General features: G+C 29.1%; 12 protein-coding genes. 8 read left to right on the top strand and 4 right to left on the bottom strand.

Going from position 1 to position 16,291, the window contains the following annotated elements; genetic code table 11:
- Window positions 1-177: 177 nt before the first annotated feature.
- From BLT70_RS09905 to BLT70_RS09925, 5 genes are read left to right on the top strand one after another with little or no spacing between them, the layout of a single operon-like run.
- Complete coding sequence (locus BLT70_RS09905; protein ID WP_091894000.1) at window positions 178-1,863, top strand: response regulator; 1,686 nt, start codon at window positions 178-180, stop codon at window positions 1,861-1,863.
- Between the two features lie 10 nt (window positions 1,864-1,873).
- Window positions 1,874-3,565 (top strand): response regulator, encoded by a 1,692-nt coding sequence (locus tag BLT70_RS09910; protein ID WP_231962665.1) that lies wholly within the window; start codon window positions 1,874-1,876, stop codon window positions 3,563-3,565.
- 44 nt (window positions 3,566-3,609) lie between these two features.
- Complete coding sequence (locus tag BLT70_RS09915; RefSeq protein WP_231962668.1) at window positions 3,610-5,280, top strand: ATP-binding protein; 1,671 nt, start codon at window positions 3,610-3,612, stop codon at window positions 5,278-5,280.
- Between the two features lie 5 nt (window positions 5,281-5,285).
- Complete coding sequence (locus BLT70_RS09920; RefSeq protein WP_091894002.1) at window positions 5,286-6,956, top strand: response regulator; 1,671 nt, start codon at window positions 5,286-5,288, stop codon at window positions 6,954-6,956.
- Between the two features lie 36 nt (window positions 6,957-6,992).
- Window positions 6,993-7,451, top strand: a complete 459-nt coding sequence (locus BLT70_RS09925) for a hypothetical protein (protein WP_091894004.1) — start codon at window positions 6,993-6,995, stop codon at window positions 7,449-7,451.
- A 67-nt stretch (window positions 7,452-7,518) separates the two neighbouring features.
- On the opposite strand, the gene leuB is transcribed toward BLT70_RS09925, so the two are convergent.
- From leuB to leuC, 4 genes are all read right to left on the bottom strand, one after another.
- Window positions 7,519-8,574, bottom strand: a complete 1,056-nt coding sequence (gene leuB, locus BLT70_RS09930; protein WP_091894006.1) for a 3-isopropylmalate dehydrogenase — start codon at window positions 8,572-8,574, stop codon at window positions 7,519-7,521.
- Window positions 8,575-8,672: 98 nt separating this feature from the next.
- Entirely contained in the window at window positions 8,673-10,193 is a 1,521-nt protein-coding gene (locus BLT70_RS09935) for an alpha-isopropylmalate synthase regulatory domain-containing protein (protein ID WP_091894008.1), read from the bottom strand.
- Window positions 10,194-10,217: 24 nt separating this feature from the next.
- Entirely contained in the window at window positions 10,218-10,817 is a 600-nt protein-coding gene (leuD, locus tag BLT70_RS09940; protein ID WP_091894010.1) for a 3-isopropylmalate dehydratase small subunit, read from the bottom strand.
- 117 nt (window positions 10,818-10,934) lie between these two features.
- Window positions 10,935-12,332, bottom strand: a complete 1,398-nt coding sequence (gene leuC / locus BLT70_RS09945) for a 3-isopropylmalate dehydratase large subunit (RefSeq protein ID WP_091894012.1) — start codon at window positions 12,330-12,332, stop codon at window positions 10,935-10,937.
- Window positions 12,333-12,660: 328 nt separating this feature from the next.
- Between leuC and BLT70_RS09950 the strand changes: the two genes are divergently transcribed.
- The 3 genes from BLT70_RS09950 to BLT70_RS17330 all read left to right on the top strand — a co-directional run bounded on the left by BLT70_RS09950 (window position 12,661) and on the right by BLT70_RS17330 (window position 16,202).
- Window positions 12,661-12,939: a putative quinol monooxygenase gene (locus BLT70_RS09950; RefSeq protein ID WP_091894014.1), complete on the top strand. Its 279-nt coding sequence runs from the start codon at window positions 12,661-12,663 to the stop codon at window positions 12,937-12,939.
- A gap of 18 nt (window positions 12,940-12,957) precedes the next feature.
- Window positions 12,958-13,629 carry a phosphoglycolate phosphatase gene (locus tag BLT70_RS09955; protein ID WP_157691880.1) on the top strand — a complete coding sequence of 224 codons (672 nt, stop codon included), beginning with the start codon at window positions 12,958-12,960 and terminating at the stop codon, window positions 13,627-13,629.
- Between the two features lie 284 nt (window positions 13,630-13,913).
- Entirely contained in the window at window positions 13,914-16,202 is a 2,289-nt protein-coding gene (locus BLT70_RS17330) for a DUF1566 domain-containing protein (protein ID WP_197678357.1), read from the top strand.
- Window positions 16,203-16,291 lie beyond the last annotated feature (89 nt).

The raw sequence follows: 16,291 nt of genomic DNA on the forward strand, positions 1-16,291 counted from the left end.
ATATTACATTTATTTTCACTAACTTAGTAGCTATTATAATGTGTATTTAATAATATAGATTATAATTTAAATTTATATTTATTTTTATAAAATATATAGTGTTTTAAAATAAAAATCTTCCCCCCAAAAGATTCATTTATTTTTATTTGGGATAGGTTTTTATAAACTTATAGAACTATGTCCAGAGACAAAAAAAAACCTACTTCACAAAGGCTTAATAAGCTAATGTATACTATTAGTTTATTAATTGGTGGTTTCGCATTATTATCTGGTATAGCTTCTTTTAATTTAGGTTTACATAATTTAGGATATTACCATTTAATTACAGTTATTGTATATATATATTGTGCATATCTTTCAAAAAAAGGTAGAATTTATTATTCTAGAATTATCTTTTTTATCCTTTTAAATTTAGGAATAACAATAACAGCTTCATTTTATGGTAGAGCAGCTAGTTCAGAATATTTATTTCTTTTTTCACTTGCTTTACCTTTTTCTGTGTTCTCATTTAAATCAGAAAAAAGGTATGTGTACTTCTTTTCTAGTCTTTCTGGTATTCTTTGGATAGCTTTAGCTTTCACCGAATTTAAACTATTTACAAATACACCAATTGATGTAGAAATTGCTAGCAGATATTTATACCCTATTTCTATAGTTTGCTTGTTTACTATGGTTGTAACTCAATTAGTCTATTTTTCTATTTTAGGCACCAAATACTATTCGAAAATTCACATAAAAAGACAAGAAGCACTTGAGGCTTCTATGGCAAAATCTAAATTTTTGAGCACAATGAGTCATGAAATTAGAACACCTTTAAATGCAGTAATTGGGCTTTCTCATATATTAGGTGATAATAATCCAAGAGAAGATCAAATAAATAATATAGAAGCATTAAACTATTCTGGTAAAACGTTATTAAGTTTATTAAATAATGTTTTAGATTTTAGTAAAATGCAATTTACAACTATTGAGCTAGATAACATACCAACTGACATTACAGTAGATCTAAAGCAAATAATAAAAACTCACGAAGCAGCTTGTTTAAGAAAAGGTATTTCATTAATAATTAAAGTTGATGATAATATTCCTTTTGTCTATTTAGATATTGTTAGGTTTAGTCAAGTAATCAACAATCTAGTTTCTAACGCAATTAAATTTACTGATAAAGGAAGTGTAACATTAACTATAAAAAAGATTAAAACCACAAAACGTAATGCAATACTTCAAATTGAAGTAAAAGATACTGGTATTGGCATCCAAAAAAATAAACAAAAATTAATTTGGGAAGCTTTTGCACAAGAATCAAATACTGTTAATAGAATATATGGTGGTACTGGTTTAGGTTTACCTATTGTAAAAAGCATTATTAATGTAATGGGTTCTAGAGTAAAAATACGTAGTTTAACAGGCAAAGGAAGTCTCTTTTACTTTAGACTAAAACTAAAAGTTGCAGACAAAGATATTATCGAAAAAAAAATCGTAAAAAAAGTATACAACTTTAAAGGTCAAAAAGTTTTATTAGTTGATGACAACCTTATTAACGCAATGGTTGGTAAACAAATTTTAGAAAAAGAAAAATTAAAAGTAGATGTTGCAAATGATGGTTTAGCTGCCTTAAATAAAGTTAAGGAACAAGATTTTGATATTGTTTTAATGGATATTCAAATGCCAATTATGGATGGCTATAATGCAACAAAAGAAATTAGAAAATTTAATACAACACTACCAATACTTGCCCTTTCTGCTAATGTTTTTACAGAAATAAAAGATAAAATTGATGAATGTGGTATGAATGGTTTTATTTTTAAACCATTTACACCAGAAGATTTACTAAGTCAAATTGAAAAATTTACCCGTAATTAATTTCAAAAAAATGTTAGAAACAAATAGTTGGCCATTTTCAAAAAGAAGAATAAAAATGATTTTTACTACTTCTATGGTGTGCTTAACAATGTCTGTTATTTGGTTTATTTTAACCAATTATTTAGAAATTAATATACTTAGTTATTATTTACTTTTTGCTGCTGCTCTATTTTTTACCACTGCTATTCTATCTAAAAATGGATATCCAAAAATTGCAAGATCTTTATTTTTGATGTTATTTAATTTCTCTATTTACTTTATTTCTTCTTACCTAGGCAAAGAAGCTAGTGTTGAGTTTTTTTTATTTTTTGCTGTTGGTATGCCTTTTATTTTCTATTCATTTAGTAGAGAAAAAGTATATATTATTTTATTTTGTCTTCTACCATTATTACTTTGGTTGTTACTATTTTTTACCAATTTTAAACCTTTTGTTGATGTTGAATTAAAAAATCCAACTAGAATAAAAAATATCATTTACTATTTTTCTATAACAGCTACACTAATCTTTACAGTATTTCAACTAACTTATTATTCATATATAAATTCATTTGCAAATAAAAATGCTCATTCTACGAAACAACAAGCCTTAGATGCATCAGATGCTAAATCGCAATTTTTAAGTACTATGAGTCATGAAATTAGAACACCTTTAAATGCTGTTATTGGTCTTTCTCATATTTTGGGTGATAATAACCCTAGAAAAGATCAAACACAAAATATTGAGGCTTTAAACTATTCTGGTAAAATATTATTAAATTTATTAAATAACGTTTTAGATTTTACTAAAATTCAATCTAAAGAGATAGAACTTGATAATATTCCTGTAGATTTATCATCAGCAATAAAACAAATTAAAAAAATTCATGAAGCATCTTGTTTAAGAAAAAAAATTATCATGAATCTAGAAATTGATGAAAATATCCCATTTGTTTGGTTAGATATTGTTAGATTCAATCAAATTATTAATAATTTAGTTTCTAACGCAATTAAATTTACTGATAAGGGTAGTATTACACTTAAAATTAAAAAAGTAAATGAAACGAAAGATTCTATTGACTTATTTACAGAAATTATTGATACAGGAATAGGAATTCCAGAAGACAAGCAAGAAACAATATGGCAAGCTTTTACACAAGCATCTACCACTACCAATCGCTTATATGGTGGTACAGGTTTAGGTTTACCAATTGTAAAAAATATTGTGGAGTCGATGGGATCTAAAATTAAAATAGATAGTGAAATAAATAAAGGAAGTCGTTTTTATTTTCAACTAAATTTAAAAAGAGCTTCAAAAGAAGAGTTATTTAAAACTACTTACAAAAAAGCCTACAATTTTAAAGGTAAAAAGGTTCTTTTAGTAGAAGACAACATGATTAATGTAATGGTTGGACAGCAAATTTTAGAAAAAGTAAATCTAAAAGTTGAAGTTGCAAGAGATGGTTTATCTGCCGTAAATATGGTAAAAAATTCTCATTTTGATATTATTCTAATGGATATTCAAATGCCGATTATGGATGGCTACACAGCCTCCACAGAAATTAGAAAATTTAATAAACATATTCCTATTCTTGCCCTTTCTGCATCTGTTTTTATGCAAGTTAACAACAAAATGAAAGATTGTGGCATTAATGGTTTTATATTTAAACCTTTTGATCCAGAAGATTTATTAAATCAAATAGAAGATGCAATTAAAATTAACTAATAGAGTTAGATTTCGTATATTTAGGTCATTAAGATAAATACAATATGTCAGATTTTTCCCCAAGACGTACTAAAATGATATTAGCATTATCGCTAATTGCTATTATTGTTAGTATTATGTGTACTTTATTATCAATAAAACTTAAAATTAATGATTTAATATATTTTCATATTTTAAACACTTTTTTATTTACTATAACAGCTTTTGTTGCTAAAAAAGGAAATTTAAATATCTCTAGATTATTATATTTAATTATTTTAAATGCAGGTATAGTTACAACTGCTTCTTATTTTGGTCAAGATGCAGGTATAGAATTTATGCTCATGTTTTCTATGTGTTTACCTTTTATGGTATTTTCTTTTAGACACGAAAAAATTTCTATTGCTAGTTATTCTTTAATCTCTATTTTACTTTGGACAGCCTTATATATTACAGATTTTAATTTGATAACTACATCAAAAATAGATGTAAAAATCGCTGCTAATTTTATTTATCCTATTTCAATAATTACTACTATTATTCTAGTTGCTTTTCAATTGATGCAATATTCGTACTCTAACTTTAATAGTTCATATTCCATTCATAATAGTCGAGAAGATGCTTTAGAAGCGTCAAAAGCAAAATCTGATTTTTTAAGTACAATGAGTCATGAAATTAGAACACCTTTAAATGCTGTTATTGGGCTATCTCATATATTAGGCGATACTAAACCAAGAGAAGATCAAATAGAAAATATAGAAGCGTTAAATTATTCTGGTAAAATTTTATTAAACCTTCTTAATAATGTTTTAGATTTTAGTAAAATGCAATCTACTACCATACAAATAGATGCAATTCCTACAGATATTCTTAATGCCTTAAAACAGATTAGAAAAATTCACGAACCCAATTGTTTACGAAAAGGAATTTCTATGAATTTAAAAATAGATAATAATATTCCTCCAGTTTGGTTAGATATTGTTAGATACAATCAAATAATTAATAACCTAATTACCAACGCAATAAAGTTTACAGACACAGGTAGTGTGACTCTAAATATTCATAAACGATACGAAACTAAAAATAGCATAAACATTCTTACAGAAATTATTGATACCGGAATTGGAATTCCGAAAGAGAAACTAGCATCAATTTGGGACGCTTTTACACAAGCCTCATCTAGTACAAATCGTTTATATGGCGGCACAGGTTTAGGTTTACCAATTGTAAAAAGTATTGTTGAAGCTATGGGGTCTAAAGTAAAAGTAGACAGTAAATTTGGCAAAGGAAGTCGGTTTTATTTTATTCTCAATTTAAAACTTGCTTCTGAAAAAGAGTTAGTTAAAACAAATCAAAAAAAAGAAAGAAACTTTCAAGGTAAAAAATTACTTTTAGTAGAAGACAACCTAATTAACGTAATGGTTGGTAAACAAATTATTGAAAAATCTGGACTTACAATAGACGTTGTTAATGATGGTTTAGCAGCTGTAAACAAGGTAAAAGAGAATAAATATGATGTTGTTTTAATGGATATTCAAATGCCCATTATGGATGGTTATACAGCAACCAAAGAAATAAGAAAATTTAATACAACTTTACCTATTCTAGCGCTTTCGGCTTCAATTTTTATGGAAGTAAAGGATAAAATTAATGAAGCTGGTATGAACGGATTTATATACAAACCTTTTGATCCTGAAAATTTATTAGATAAAATTGAGGAAGCTATAAATAACTAATAAATATGTCAAAATATTCACAAAGAAGAATTAATCTCGTATTTAATATTGCTCTAGTAAATATTGGATTTGCAATACTCGTTTCATTCTTTTCTCACAAACTTGATCTTATTTGGCTAAGAAACTATAATGCTCTTAATATATTAGCTTATGTATTGGTTGCTTATCTTGCAAAAAAAGAAGAACTAAATATTGCTAGAATACTTTATTTATTAACCAGTAATTTTGGCATTGCAATTATTTCATCTTATGCCGGTAAAAATGGTAGTATTGAGTTTATTTATATGTTTAGTATTGGGTTACCATTTATATTTTTCTCTTTTAGAAGAGAACGAATATTAGTTATTTTATTTTCAATATTACCCCTTATTTTATGGACACTTCTTTACAAAACAGATTATAACCTTTTTACAACCACAAAATTAGATCCAATAATTGCTAGAGAATTTGTATATCCTATTGCTGTAGCTAGTGCAATATCTTTGGTATTATTTCTCTTAATTTATTTTGTTATTTTAAATTCTAACTATTTTAATAAAATACATAAAAGAGAACTAGAAGCTTTAGAAGCATCAAATTCTAAATCGCAGTTTTTAAGTACAATGAGTCATGAAATTAGAACTCCTTTAAATGCTGTAATAGGGCTTTCTCATATTTTAGGAGAAAATAAACCAAGAAAAGACCAAATAGAAAATATTGAAGCTTTAAATTATTCTGGTAAAATATTACTTAATCTACTTAACAATGTTTTAGATTTCAGCAAAATGCAATCTACTAATATTGAATTAGATAACATTCCTGTTGATTTATCTGCAGCTGTAAAACAAATCAAAAAAATTCATGAAGCTTCTTGTTTAAAAAAAGGAATTACTATGAATTTAGAAATAGATCCTGATATACAAAACGTTTGGTTAGATATTGTAAGATTTAATCAAGTTATAAATAATTTGGTAACAAATGCCATTAAATTTACAGATAAAGGCAGTGTTACACTAAGAATTCGTAAAATAAAACAACATCCAGATTCATTAGATTTATTAACAGAAATTATTGACACCGGTATTGGAATTCCAGAAGAAAAACAAGAGACTATTTGGGAAGCTTTTACACAAGCATCAAGCACAACAAATCGTTTATATGGTGGTACAGGTTTAGGCTTACCAATTGTAAAAAGTATTGTAAACTCAATGGGAGCAGAAGTTAAAATTGATAGTGTAATAGGCAAAGGAAGCCGTTTTTATTTTCAAATAAATTTAAAACTAGCTTCAGATCAAGACTTTCAAAATACTACTTCTAAAAAAGAGCATGATTTTAAACAAAAAACGGTGCTATTAGTTGAAGACAACTTAATAAATATTATGGTTGCTCAACAAATTTTAGAAAAAGAAAACTTAAAAGTAATTATTGCTTATGATGGTCTAATGGCAGTTAACATGGTAAAAGAAAATGATTATGATGTTATCTTAATGGATATTCAAATGCCAATTATGGATGGCTACACAGCATCTAAAGAAATAAGAAAATTTAATAAACATACACCAATTTTAGCCCTTTCTGCCTCGGTTTTTATGGAAGTAAAAGACAGAATGGAAGAAAGTGGTATGAATGGTTTTATCTTTAAACCTTTTGATCCTGAAGATTTATTAAATCATATAGAAGAAGCTATAAAACTTTAAACAATTATATTACTTAGGTTTTATATAATTAAAAAAATGAAGCAGATTTTAAATTTACTTTCAATTTTCAGCATTATTTTATTTCAAAATTGCAATTTAAATGATTGCGGTCAAGCATGTTTTACACCTCCAAATTCTTTTCAATTTGAGTTTGTTGATGCTACAACCAATGAAAATTTATTTATAAATAATACTTTTAATAAAAACGAAATTCAAGTTATTAATTTAACTGATAACAAGAATATTGACTTCACTTTTATTGATGAAAATGATTATAATATTTTAAGTATTAATTCTATTAGTTGGCAAACAGAAACCGTAGAATATTCTTTAAAAATTGCTGATAAAGATATTTTAACACTCTATGTAGATGCAGATGCAAAAAGAGTAAATGAAAATTGCTGTTCATTTACACATTTTGAAGAAATAAGAATTGAAAATTCAAATTATACTTTTGATAATACAAACGGAATTTATACTATTTTAATTGATTAAAACACAAAAAAAGGCGCTCGAAATTCGAGCACCTTCAAAAAATATATTTAACTTTAAAATCTAATTTTTAGATATTTTCTGCAATCCAATTTCCAACTTCGATTGTTCCGTAAGCTTTTCCACCATCAGCTAAATCTTCTGTAACAATACCTTTATCTAAAGCATTATTTACAGCATCTCTAATTGCTTTTCCTTCTGCTTGTAAACCAAAGTTTTCGAACATCATTGCTGCTGATAACACAGTAGCCATTGGATTTGCAATATTTAATCCTGTTGCTTGTGGGTAAGAACCATGAATTGGTTCAAATAAACCAATTTCAGAACCTAAAGATGCACTTGGCATTAATCCCATAGAACCAGAAATTACAGAAGCTTCATCTGTTAATATATCTCCAAATAAATTTTCTGTAATTAAAACATCATAACTATTTGGCCATTGTACTAAACGCATTGCAACTGCATCTACAAACTCATAAGAAACCTCAACTTCTGGATAATCTTTTTCCATAGCTTGCACAGTTTCTCTCCATAATCTTGATGTTTCTAAAACGTTCGCTTTATCTACACAACATAATTTTTTACCACGAGTCATAGCTAGTTCAAAACCTTTTACAGCTAATCTTTTAACTTCATCTCTTGTATAAACACAATTATCAAATGCAGTTTCACCTTCGTCTCTTCTACCTTTTTCACCAAAGTAAATTCCTCCAGTTAATTCACGTAAAAAAACCAAATCAGTTCCTTCTATTCTTTCTCTTTTTAAAGGAGATTTACCCAATAAAGAAGGAAATGTAAACGTAGGTCTCACATTTGCAAATAAACCTAATTTTTTACGCATTTTTAATAATCCTTGCTCTGGACGAACTTTTGCTGATGGATCATTATCGAATCTTGGATGCCCAATTGCACCAAACAAAACAGCATCCGAAGATGCACAAATTTCGTGCGTTTCATCTGGATAAGGTTCACCAACTGCATCAATTGCTGCTGCACCAGTTAATGCTGGTCTCCATGTAATTTCGTGATTAAATTTTTTAGCAATTGCATCAGATACTTTTACTGCTTGATCTATAACTTCAGGCCCAATTCCGTCTCCTGCTAATACTGCGATTTTTAATTTCATAATTTTGTTTTTATTTCGTCATTGCGAGTTTACGAAGCAATCTGTTTTTATAATTAAGAGATTCCTTCAATCATTCTTCCTTCGGAATGACAATTATTTTAAATTATATTCAACATTTTTTCTGTAGCTTTAATTGCAGATACTGTTTGATCTGAATCTAAACCACGAGTAATAAATTCGTTTTTTTCTCTTCTCCAAGTGATGATTGTTTCACACAAAGCATCAGAATTACTTCCTGGCGGAATTCTAACTGCATAATCGATTAAAGCTGGTAAATCTTTTTTGCTATGTCTTTTATACAATTTACGCAATGCATTCATAAACGCATCAAATTGACCATCACCTTGTGCATGTGCTTCGTACAAAACACCTTCAACTCTTAATTGTAAAGTAGTAGATGGTTTCATTCCTTTTGCATGTCCTAACACATAATTTTCTACAATAACACGTTTTTCAATGGTGTCACTGTCTAAAACATCAGAAATAATATAAGGCAAATCTTCTTGAGAAACCACCTCTTTTTTATCTCCTAATTCAATAATTCTTTGGGTAACTTTTTTAAGTTCTTCATCATTTAAACTAATTCCTAAATCTTGTAAGTTCTTTTGGATATTTGCTTTTCCTGATGTTTTTCCTAATGCATATTTACGTTTTCTACCAAAACGTTCAGGCATTAAATCATTAAAATAAAGATTGTTTTTATTATCTCCATCTGCATGAATTCCTGCTGTTTGTGTAAAAACATTTGCTCCAACCACTGGTTTATTTACCGGAATTCGAAATCCTGAAAACGTTTCTACTAACTTACTTACTTTATTTAAAGCTGTTTCGTTTACAGAAACTTTAACCTCTTTTAAAAAGTCGTTAATAACTGCAATTACACTTGCCATTGGTGCATTTCCTGCACGTTCTCCCATCCCATTTATGGTTAAATGCAAACCATTTGCACCTGCTTTTACAGCTTCCATAACATTTGCAACACCTAAATCATAATCATTATGACCATGAAAATCGATGTGAGAGTTTGGATATTTTTGACGAACTTCTGTAATAAAATTAAAAGTTTCATCCGGAGTTAAGATTCCTAAAGTATCAGGTAATAAAACACGTTCTACATTTTGAGTATCTAAAAAATCTAAATATTCAAAAACGTATTCTTTAGAATTACGCATTCCATTAGACCAATCTTCTAAATAAACATTGGTTTTTATATCGTGTTTAGCAGCTAAATCAATAGTTGCTTTGATATCTGCAAAATGTTCTGCTGGTGTTTTTTTAAGCTGATGTGTTAAGTGATTTAAAGAACCTTTGGTTAATAAATTCTGAACTTTAGCGCCAGCATCTAGCATCCAATCGATAGATTTTCCTCCATCAACAAAAGTTAGCACTTCAATTTTATCTAAAAAATTTTGTTCAGTAGCCCAAGAAGTTATTTTTTTAACCGCTTCTAATTCCCCTTCAGAAACTCTTGCAGAAGCTATTTCTAGACGATCTACTTTTAATTCTTCCAGTAATAATTTAGCGATTGTTAATTTTTCGGAAACTGAAAACGACACGCCTGATGTTTGTTCGCCATCACGCAGTGTCGTATCCATTATTTCAATCTTTCTACTCGCCATACATCAACCTTAAAAAGTTATTTTTTAAAATGGTCTTGTTTCAGCAAATGCAGAAATTTCGTTTTCGATGTTTTTTAAATAATCAATATCATCAAAACCGTTTAACATATTGTCTTTTTTGTAAGTATTAATTACAAAAGATTCCGACTCGCCAGTTGCAACTAAAGTTACTTTCTGATTTGGTAAATCAACTTCTATTTCTGTTTTAGGATCTGCCATAATTGCAGCAAATAAAGTATCTGCAAATTTAGGCGAAACCTGTACTGGTAAAACACCTACATTTAAACAGTTACCTTTAAAAATATCTGCAAATGCAGAAGAAATTACACAACGTAAACCAAAATCGTACACAGACCAAGCTGCATGCTCTCTAGAAGAACCAGAACCAAAGTTTCTACCTCCAACTAAAATTTTAGAACCTGCATAAATTTCTTTATTTAAAGGAAAATCTGCTTTTGGTGTTCCATCTTGTTCAAATCTCCAATCACGGAAAAAATTGATATCAAAATCTTTACGCTCAGTTGCTTTTAAGAAACGAGCAGGAATTATTTGATCTGTATCTACATTTTCTGTAGGTAAAGGATATGCTGTACTTGTTAGTACGTCAAATTTATCGTAAGCCATATTTTAAGTATTCAGTCTGCCAGTATTCAGTTGGCAGTCATTATAATTATTTTAAATTTTATTTCATTAGCAAAACATCAGTTTTTGACTGAAAAACTGCTTACTGCTAACTGCAAACTATACCAAAAGAGTTCTTGGGTCTGTAACTACACCTTCTACTGCAGATGCTGCAGCAACTAATGGAGATGCTAATAATGTTCTAGATCCTGGTCCTTGTCTTCCTTCAAAGTTTCTGTTTGATGTAGAAACTGATAATTTTCCTGCCGGAATTTTATCATCATTCATTGCCAAACAAGCAGAACAACCTGGTTCTCTTAAAACAAAACCGGCATCTGTAATTATTTTATCTAATCCTTCTGCTTGAATTTGATCTACTACTTTGTGAGATCCTGGTACTAACCAAGCAGTAACATTGTCTGCTTTTTGTCTTCCTTTTACAATAGAACAAAATGCTCTAAAGTCTTCTATACGTCCGTTTGTACAAGAACCTAAGAATACAAAGTCGATTTCTTTACCAATCATAGCATCGCCTTCGCTGAAAGACATATAACCTAATGATTTTTTATAGGTATCTACTCCACCTTCTACATTTTCTGCTAAAGGGATCGATTTTGTTACACCCATTCCCATTCCTGGGTTTGTACCATAAGTAATCATTGGCTCAATATCAGATGCTTCATAGTTAAATTCTACATCAAATTCTGCTCCTTCATCCGTAGATAAAGTTTCCCAATATTTCATTGCTTTGTCCCAATCTGCTCCTTTAGGAGTTTGAGAACGGCCTTTAATATATTCAAATGTTTTGGCATCTGGAGCAATCATTCCACCACGCGCACCCATCTCAATAGATAAGTTACATACTGTCATTCTTCCTTCCATTGTCATATCTTCAAAAACATCACCAGCATATTCTACGAAATACCCAGTTGCTCCAGAAGTAGTTTGTTTAGAAATAATGTATAAAGCAACATCTTTAGGTGTAACTCCTAAACCTAATTTACCATTTACGTTGATACGCATTTTCATAGGTTTTGGTTGCATAATACATTGCGTAGACAACACCATTTCTACTTCGGATGTACCAATACCAAAGGCAATTGCACCAAAAGCACCATGTGTAGATGTGTGTGAATCTCCACAAACAATTGTTGCACCAGGTAATGTAATTCCGTTTTCTGGACCTACAACGTGTACAATTCCATTATTTAAATCACCTAAACCCCAGTGAGAAATACCATGTTTTGCAGCATTTTTTTCTAAAGCATCTAACTGATTTGCTGATAATGGATCTTCAACTGGTAAATGTTGATTTATAGTTGGTGTGTTGTGATCTGCAGTTGCGAATGTACGTGCAGGATATACTACACTGTTTCCTCTACTTTCTAATCCTAAGAAAGCTACAGGACTTGTAACTTCATGGATGAAATGACGGTCTATAAAAAACACATCTGGTCCGTCTTTTACACTACGTACCACGTGTGAATCCCATACTTTGTCAAATAATGTCTTTGCCATTTTTCTTGATATTTATTGCTATTATTAGGTATCAGCTATCAAAAGTACAATTTTATTGTGTTTTGCTGATATTGAAACGTTTAACTACATTATACCCAACTGTTAAAAAGGCTTTTATACAACTGACTAACAATTGGTTATCCTGATAAAAAATACGATGTCTATTTATTTTATAGGCCATTAAATTATTATTTTTTAATTGAGTAAATCAGTTAAAAACCTTTTTCTAATTTTATAGTTATTATTTTTATCTTGGTAACAAAATATTATTTTTTTTTAGCTCTTTAGAGCCTTTAGATTTTTACCTTTGTTAAGAAATTATTACATTATGAAAAAAACAATTATTGCACATTTTAATGTAAAAGAAGCAAAAACAACTGCTTTTTTAAAAATAACAAAAGCATTAGTTAAAGATTCTAATACCGAAATCGGCTGCATTACTTATCGCTTTTTTAAAGAGATTGATAGAGAAAATAATTATGTAATCTACGAAAAATACGACAATGAAAGTGCTATAGAAATTCACAATAATTCTAAACATTTTCAACGTTTTATAGAAGCTGTTCCTGCATTGTTAACAAAAGAACCTATTATAGAAATTTTTTAATCCTAAAAAATAAACACCTTGAATTTCACTAAAAAAAATCTTATAATATTCGACTTAGACGGAACACTTATTAACAGTATTCCTGATTTAACTTTAGCCATAAATAAAATGCTATTGCATTATCATTTATCTCCATTAACCATAGCAGAACTGACTCCATTTGTTGGTAACGGAGCAAAACCTTTAGTACAAAGAGCACTAAATTACACAATGAAAAAACAAGAAGTTGCTGAAACCTTAGTAGACGAAGCTTTTAAAATTTACCTTTCTGCTTACAAAGAAGTTACTTGTAAAAATACATTTTTATATCCAGAAGTATTAGAAACATTAAAATACCTAGATAATAAAGGGTACAAAATGGCAATTTGTACAAACAAACCACTCAACCTAATTGCACCTGTTTTAAACGGGTTAAAAATTAAACAATTCTTTAAAATTTGGGTTGGTGAAGATTCTTTAGCCGAAAAAAAACCAAGTGCTTTACCTCTTTTACACATCATAAAAGAACTAAATACAAGTCTAGAAAAAAGCATAATGGTTGGAGATTCTAAAAACGACATTCTTGCCAGTCAAAATGCAAACATAGAAAGTATTGGTGTTAGTTACGGGTATAACTACAATGAAAATATAGCCAATTACAATCCTACTATAGTTGTGGATGACTTTGCCGAATTACAAAAACTTTTTTAACCAACTTAATGCATAAATTGTATTTAAACCTTTTTTCGATTTTGATAAATTCTATCAATTAGAATCAAATTTACTGATAAAAAAAAGCGAAATTTGTATCGAGAATACCTATTTTTAAATCTCAAATTAGCTCTCGATACAATTCTTAATTCCTCAGAATTACTCAAACTAACATATTCTTATCATTCTAGCCTAAAACACACTAGAGATCATTTAACTTTTTTTTATCTTAATTGATAATTAAACCTTACATAAAAATAAAGGTCTAATTTAAAAATATATTCATGAGACCATATTTTATTTTAATCTTACTTTGGTTAAGTTTACCAATATTAGCGCAACAAAACACCAATCATTTAACCGCAACAATTATAGGTTCTGGTTCCCCAAAATTTAATAGAGAACGCTCTGGGCCATCTGTATTAATATCATACAAAAACACACAGATTTTAGTAGATATGGGAAATGGAACCCAAGCCAATTTAGATAAAAATAATACCAAAATAAGGAGAATTGATGGTTTATTATTTACGCATCACCATTTAGATCATAACGAAGAATTTACACCTATTTTTATTCAATCGCTTTTGGGAGGAAATAAGACTTTTATTTATGGTCCTGAACCAACATCAAAAATGGTCAACAATATTTTAGATACTTATAAAGCTGATATTAATTATAGACTTTCTAAATCTGGAAGAAATTTAGAAAGCGCCACCAAAAATAGTATTTATAAAGATTTAAAAGGAAATGAATCTTTTTCTATTGGAGATATTAAAATTACGTGCACACCAGTAAATCATACCATTGCTACGTTGGCATATCGTTTTGATGTTGGCAATGAATCTATTGTAATTTCTGGAGATTTAACCTATTCTAAATCCTTACCTATTTTGGCTAAAAATGCCGATTACTTAATTATAGACTCTGGTGGAGCGATACAAATGGGATCAAAACCAAGAACAAATAACAACCAAAATAATAAAAAGAACACGCAAAAAGCACATGTAAATTTGGATGAAAGTTCGCGAATGGCAAAAGAAGCTAATGTTAAAAATTTAGTGCTAACACACTTTAATTTTACAGATATTGATGAAGCTGCTACAACATCAGAAATTAGAAAGAACTATAACGGAAACATTTTTTTCGCAAAAGATTTAATGGAAATTCCTATAGATAAAAGCACTATAATCGAAAGTAAAACAACTCAAAAATCTTCATACCCAATTGTAGATACCAATGTAAAAAACTATTATTCTGATGTAGAAAACATTTCTAAACCATTAGAAAATGACCCTTTTTATGGTCAAGATGCTCATTATATAGGGAACTCACCATCTTACACAGATAATAATGATAATACAATAACCGACAATATTACTGGCTTAATGTGGCAAAAAGATATGGGAGAAAAAATGACTTTTGATGAAGCTTTTACCAAAGCAAATTCTAGTACTTTAGGCGGCTATTCAGATTGGAGAATTCCAACTATAAAAGAACTTTATTCCCTTATTTTGTTCACAGGAGAAGTAAAAGGTGAACACGCTATTAAAATGTTTATTGATACAGCATATTTTAATCAGCCTTTAGGAAATGTAAATGCTAATGAACGAGAAATTGACGCACAAACGTGGAGTGCAACTGAATATGTTGGTAAAACAATGAATGCTGATGCAACTGTTTTTGGTGTTAATTTTGTTGATGGAAGAATTAAAGGATACCCAAAATACAACCCAAGAACTAAAAGTGAAAATAAAATGTATTTTAGAATGGTTCGTGGAAATACTGCGTATGGTAATAATAATTTTGTTGATAATAATGACGGAACGATCAGTGATTTAGCAACAGGTTTAATGTGGCAAAAAGCAGATGATGGAATTGGTAAAGATTGGGAAATCTCTTTGTCTTATGCAGAAAATTTAGAACTTGCATCTCATTCTGATTGGCGTTTACCAAATGCCAAAGAATTACAAAGTATAGTTGATTATACAAGATCTTTACAAACCATGAATTCTGCTGCCATCAATCCTGTTTTTGAAACTACAGAAATTAAAGATCCAAATGGAAATAAACAATATCCTTATTTCTGGACAAGCACAACACATTTAGATGGAAGAAATCCGAATGCAAGTGCAGTTTACATTGCCTTTGGTGAAGCACAAGGAAAAATGAGAAATAAAGTAATGGATGTTCATGGCGCAGGCGCTCAAAGAAGCGATCCTAAAAGTGGAGTGAAAGAAAATTATCCTGAATATTTTGGACCACAGGGTGATGTGAGATATGTTTATAATTACGTAAGAGCGGTTAGAGATATAAAACCAACTACAAAAATTGATACAAAAACGGCAACAATAAAAACAACACAAGCAAAAAAACAAAATAAACAAAAACCTGCTAGAAATAATAATACACCTCCTAAGTTTTCTGAATTGTTAGAAAAAATGGATTCCAATAATGATCAAAAACTTAGTAAAAACGAAGTAAAAGGTAGACTGAAAGAGAACTTTGACAAAAGAGATAAAAATGGAGATGGTTTTATAACTGAAGACGAAATATCAAAAAGGGGAAATTAATAAAAAAGACAAAAATTAATTACTAATTAAGTTTTCAAAACTACTTTTCACTGACATTTCTAATTAAATCTAGCCCAGATTGAACCTTT

Origin of the sequence: Polaribacter sp. KT25b (assembly GCF_900105145.1) — a bacterium.
Classification (GTDB): Bacteria; Bacteroidota; Bacteroidia; order Flavobacteriales; family Flavobacteriaceae; genus Polaribacter.

What these genes read in the sequence shown, in the direction of transcription:
- BLT70_RS09905 (WP_091894000.1), top strand. Translation starts at nt 178, where the DNA reads ATGTCCAGAGACAAAAAAAAACCTACTTCACAAAGGCTTAATAAGCTA.
- BLT70_RS09910 (WP_231962665.1), top strand. Translation starts at nt 1,874, where the DNA reads ATGTTAGAAACAAATAGTTGGCCATTTTCAAAAAGAAGAATAAAAATG.
- BLT70_RS09915 (WP_231962668.1), top strand. Translation starts at nt 3,610, where the DNA reads ATGTCAGATTTTTCCCCAAGACGTACTAAAATGATATTAGCATTATCG.
- BLT70_RS09920 (WP_091894002.1), top strand. Translation starts at nt 5,286, where the DNA reads ATGTCAAAATATTCACAAAGAAGAATTAATCTCGTATTTAATATTGCT.
- BLT70_RS09925 (WP_091894004.1), top strand. Translation starts at nt 6,993, where the DNA reads ATGAAGCAGATTTTAAATTTACTTTCAATTTTCAGCATTATTTTATTT.
- leuB (WP_091894006.1), bottom strand. Translation starts at nt 8,574, where the DNA reads ATGAAATTAAAAATCGCAGTATTAGCAGGAGACGGAATTGGGCCTGAA.
- BLT70_RS09935 (WP_091894008.1), bottom strand. Translation starts at nt 10,193, where the DNA reads ATGGCGAGTAGAAAGATTGAAATAATGGATACGACACTGCGTGATGGC.
- leuD (WP_091894010.1), bottom strand. Translation starts at nt 10,817, where the DNA reads ATGGCTTACGATAAATTTGACGTACTAACAAGTACAGCATATCCTTTA.
- leuC (WP_091894012.1), bottom strand. Translation starts at nt 12,332, where the DNA reads ATGGCAAAGACATTATTTGACAAAGTATGGGATTCACACGTGGTACGT.
- BLT70_RS09950 (WP_091894014.1), top strand. Translation starts at nt 12,661, where the DNA reads ATGAAAAAAACAATTATTGCACATTTTAATGTAAAAGAAGCAAAAACA.
- BLT70_RS17330 (WP_197678357.1), top strand. Translation starts at nt 13,914, where the DNA reads ATGAGACCATATTTTATTTTAATCTTACTTTGGTTAAGTTTACCAATA.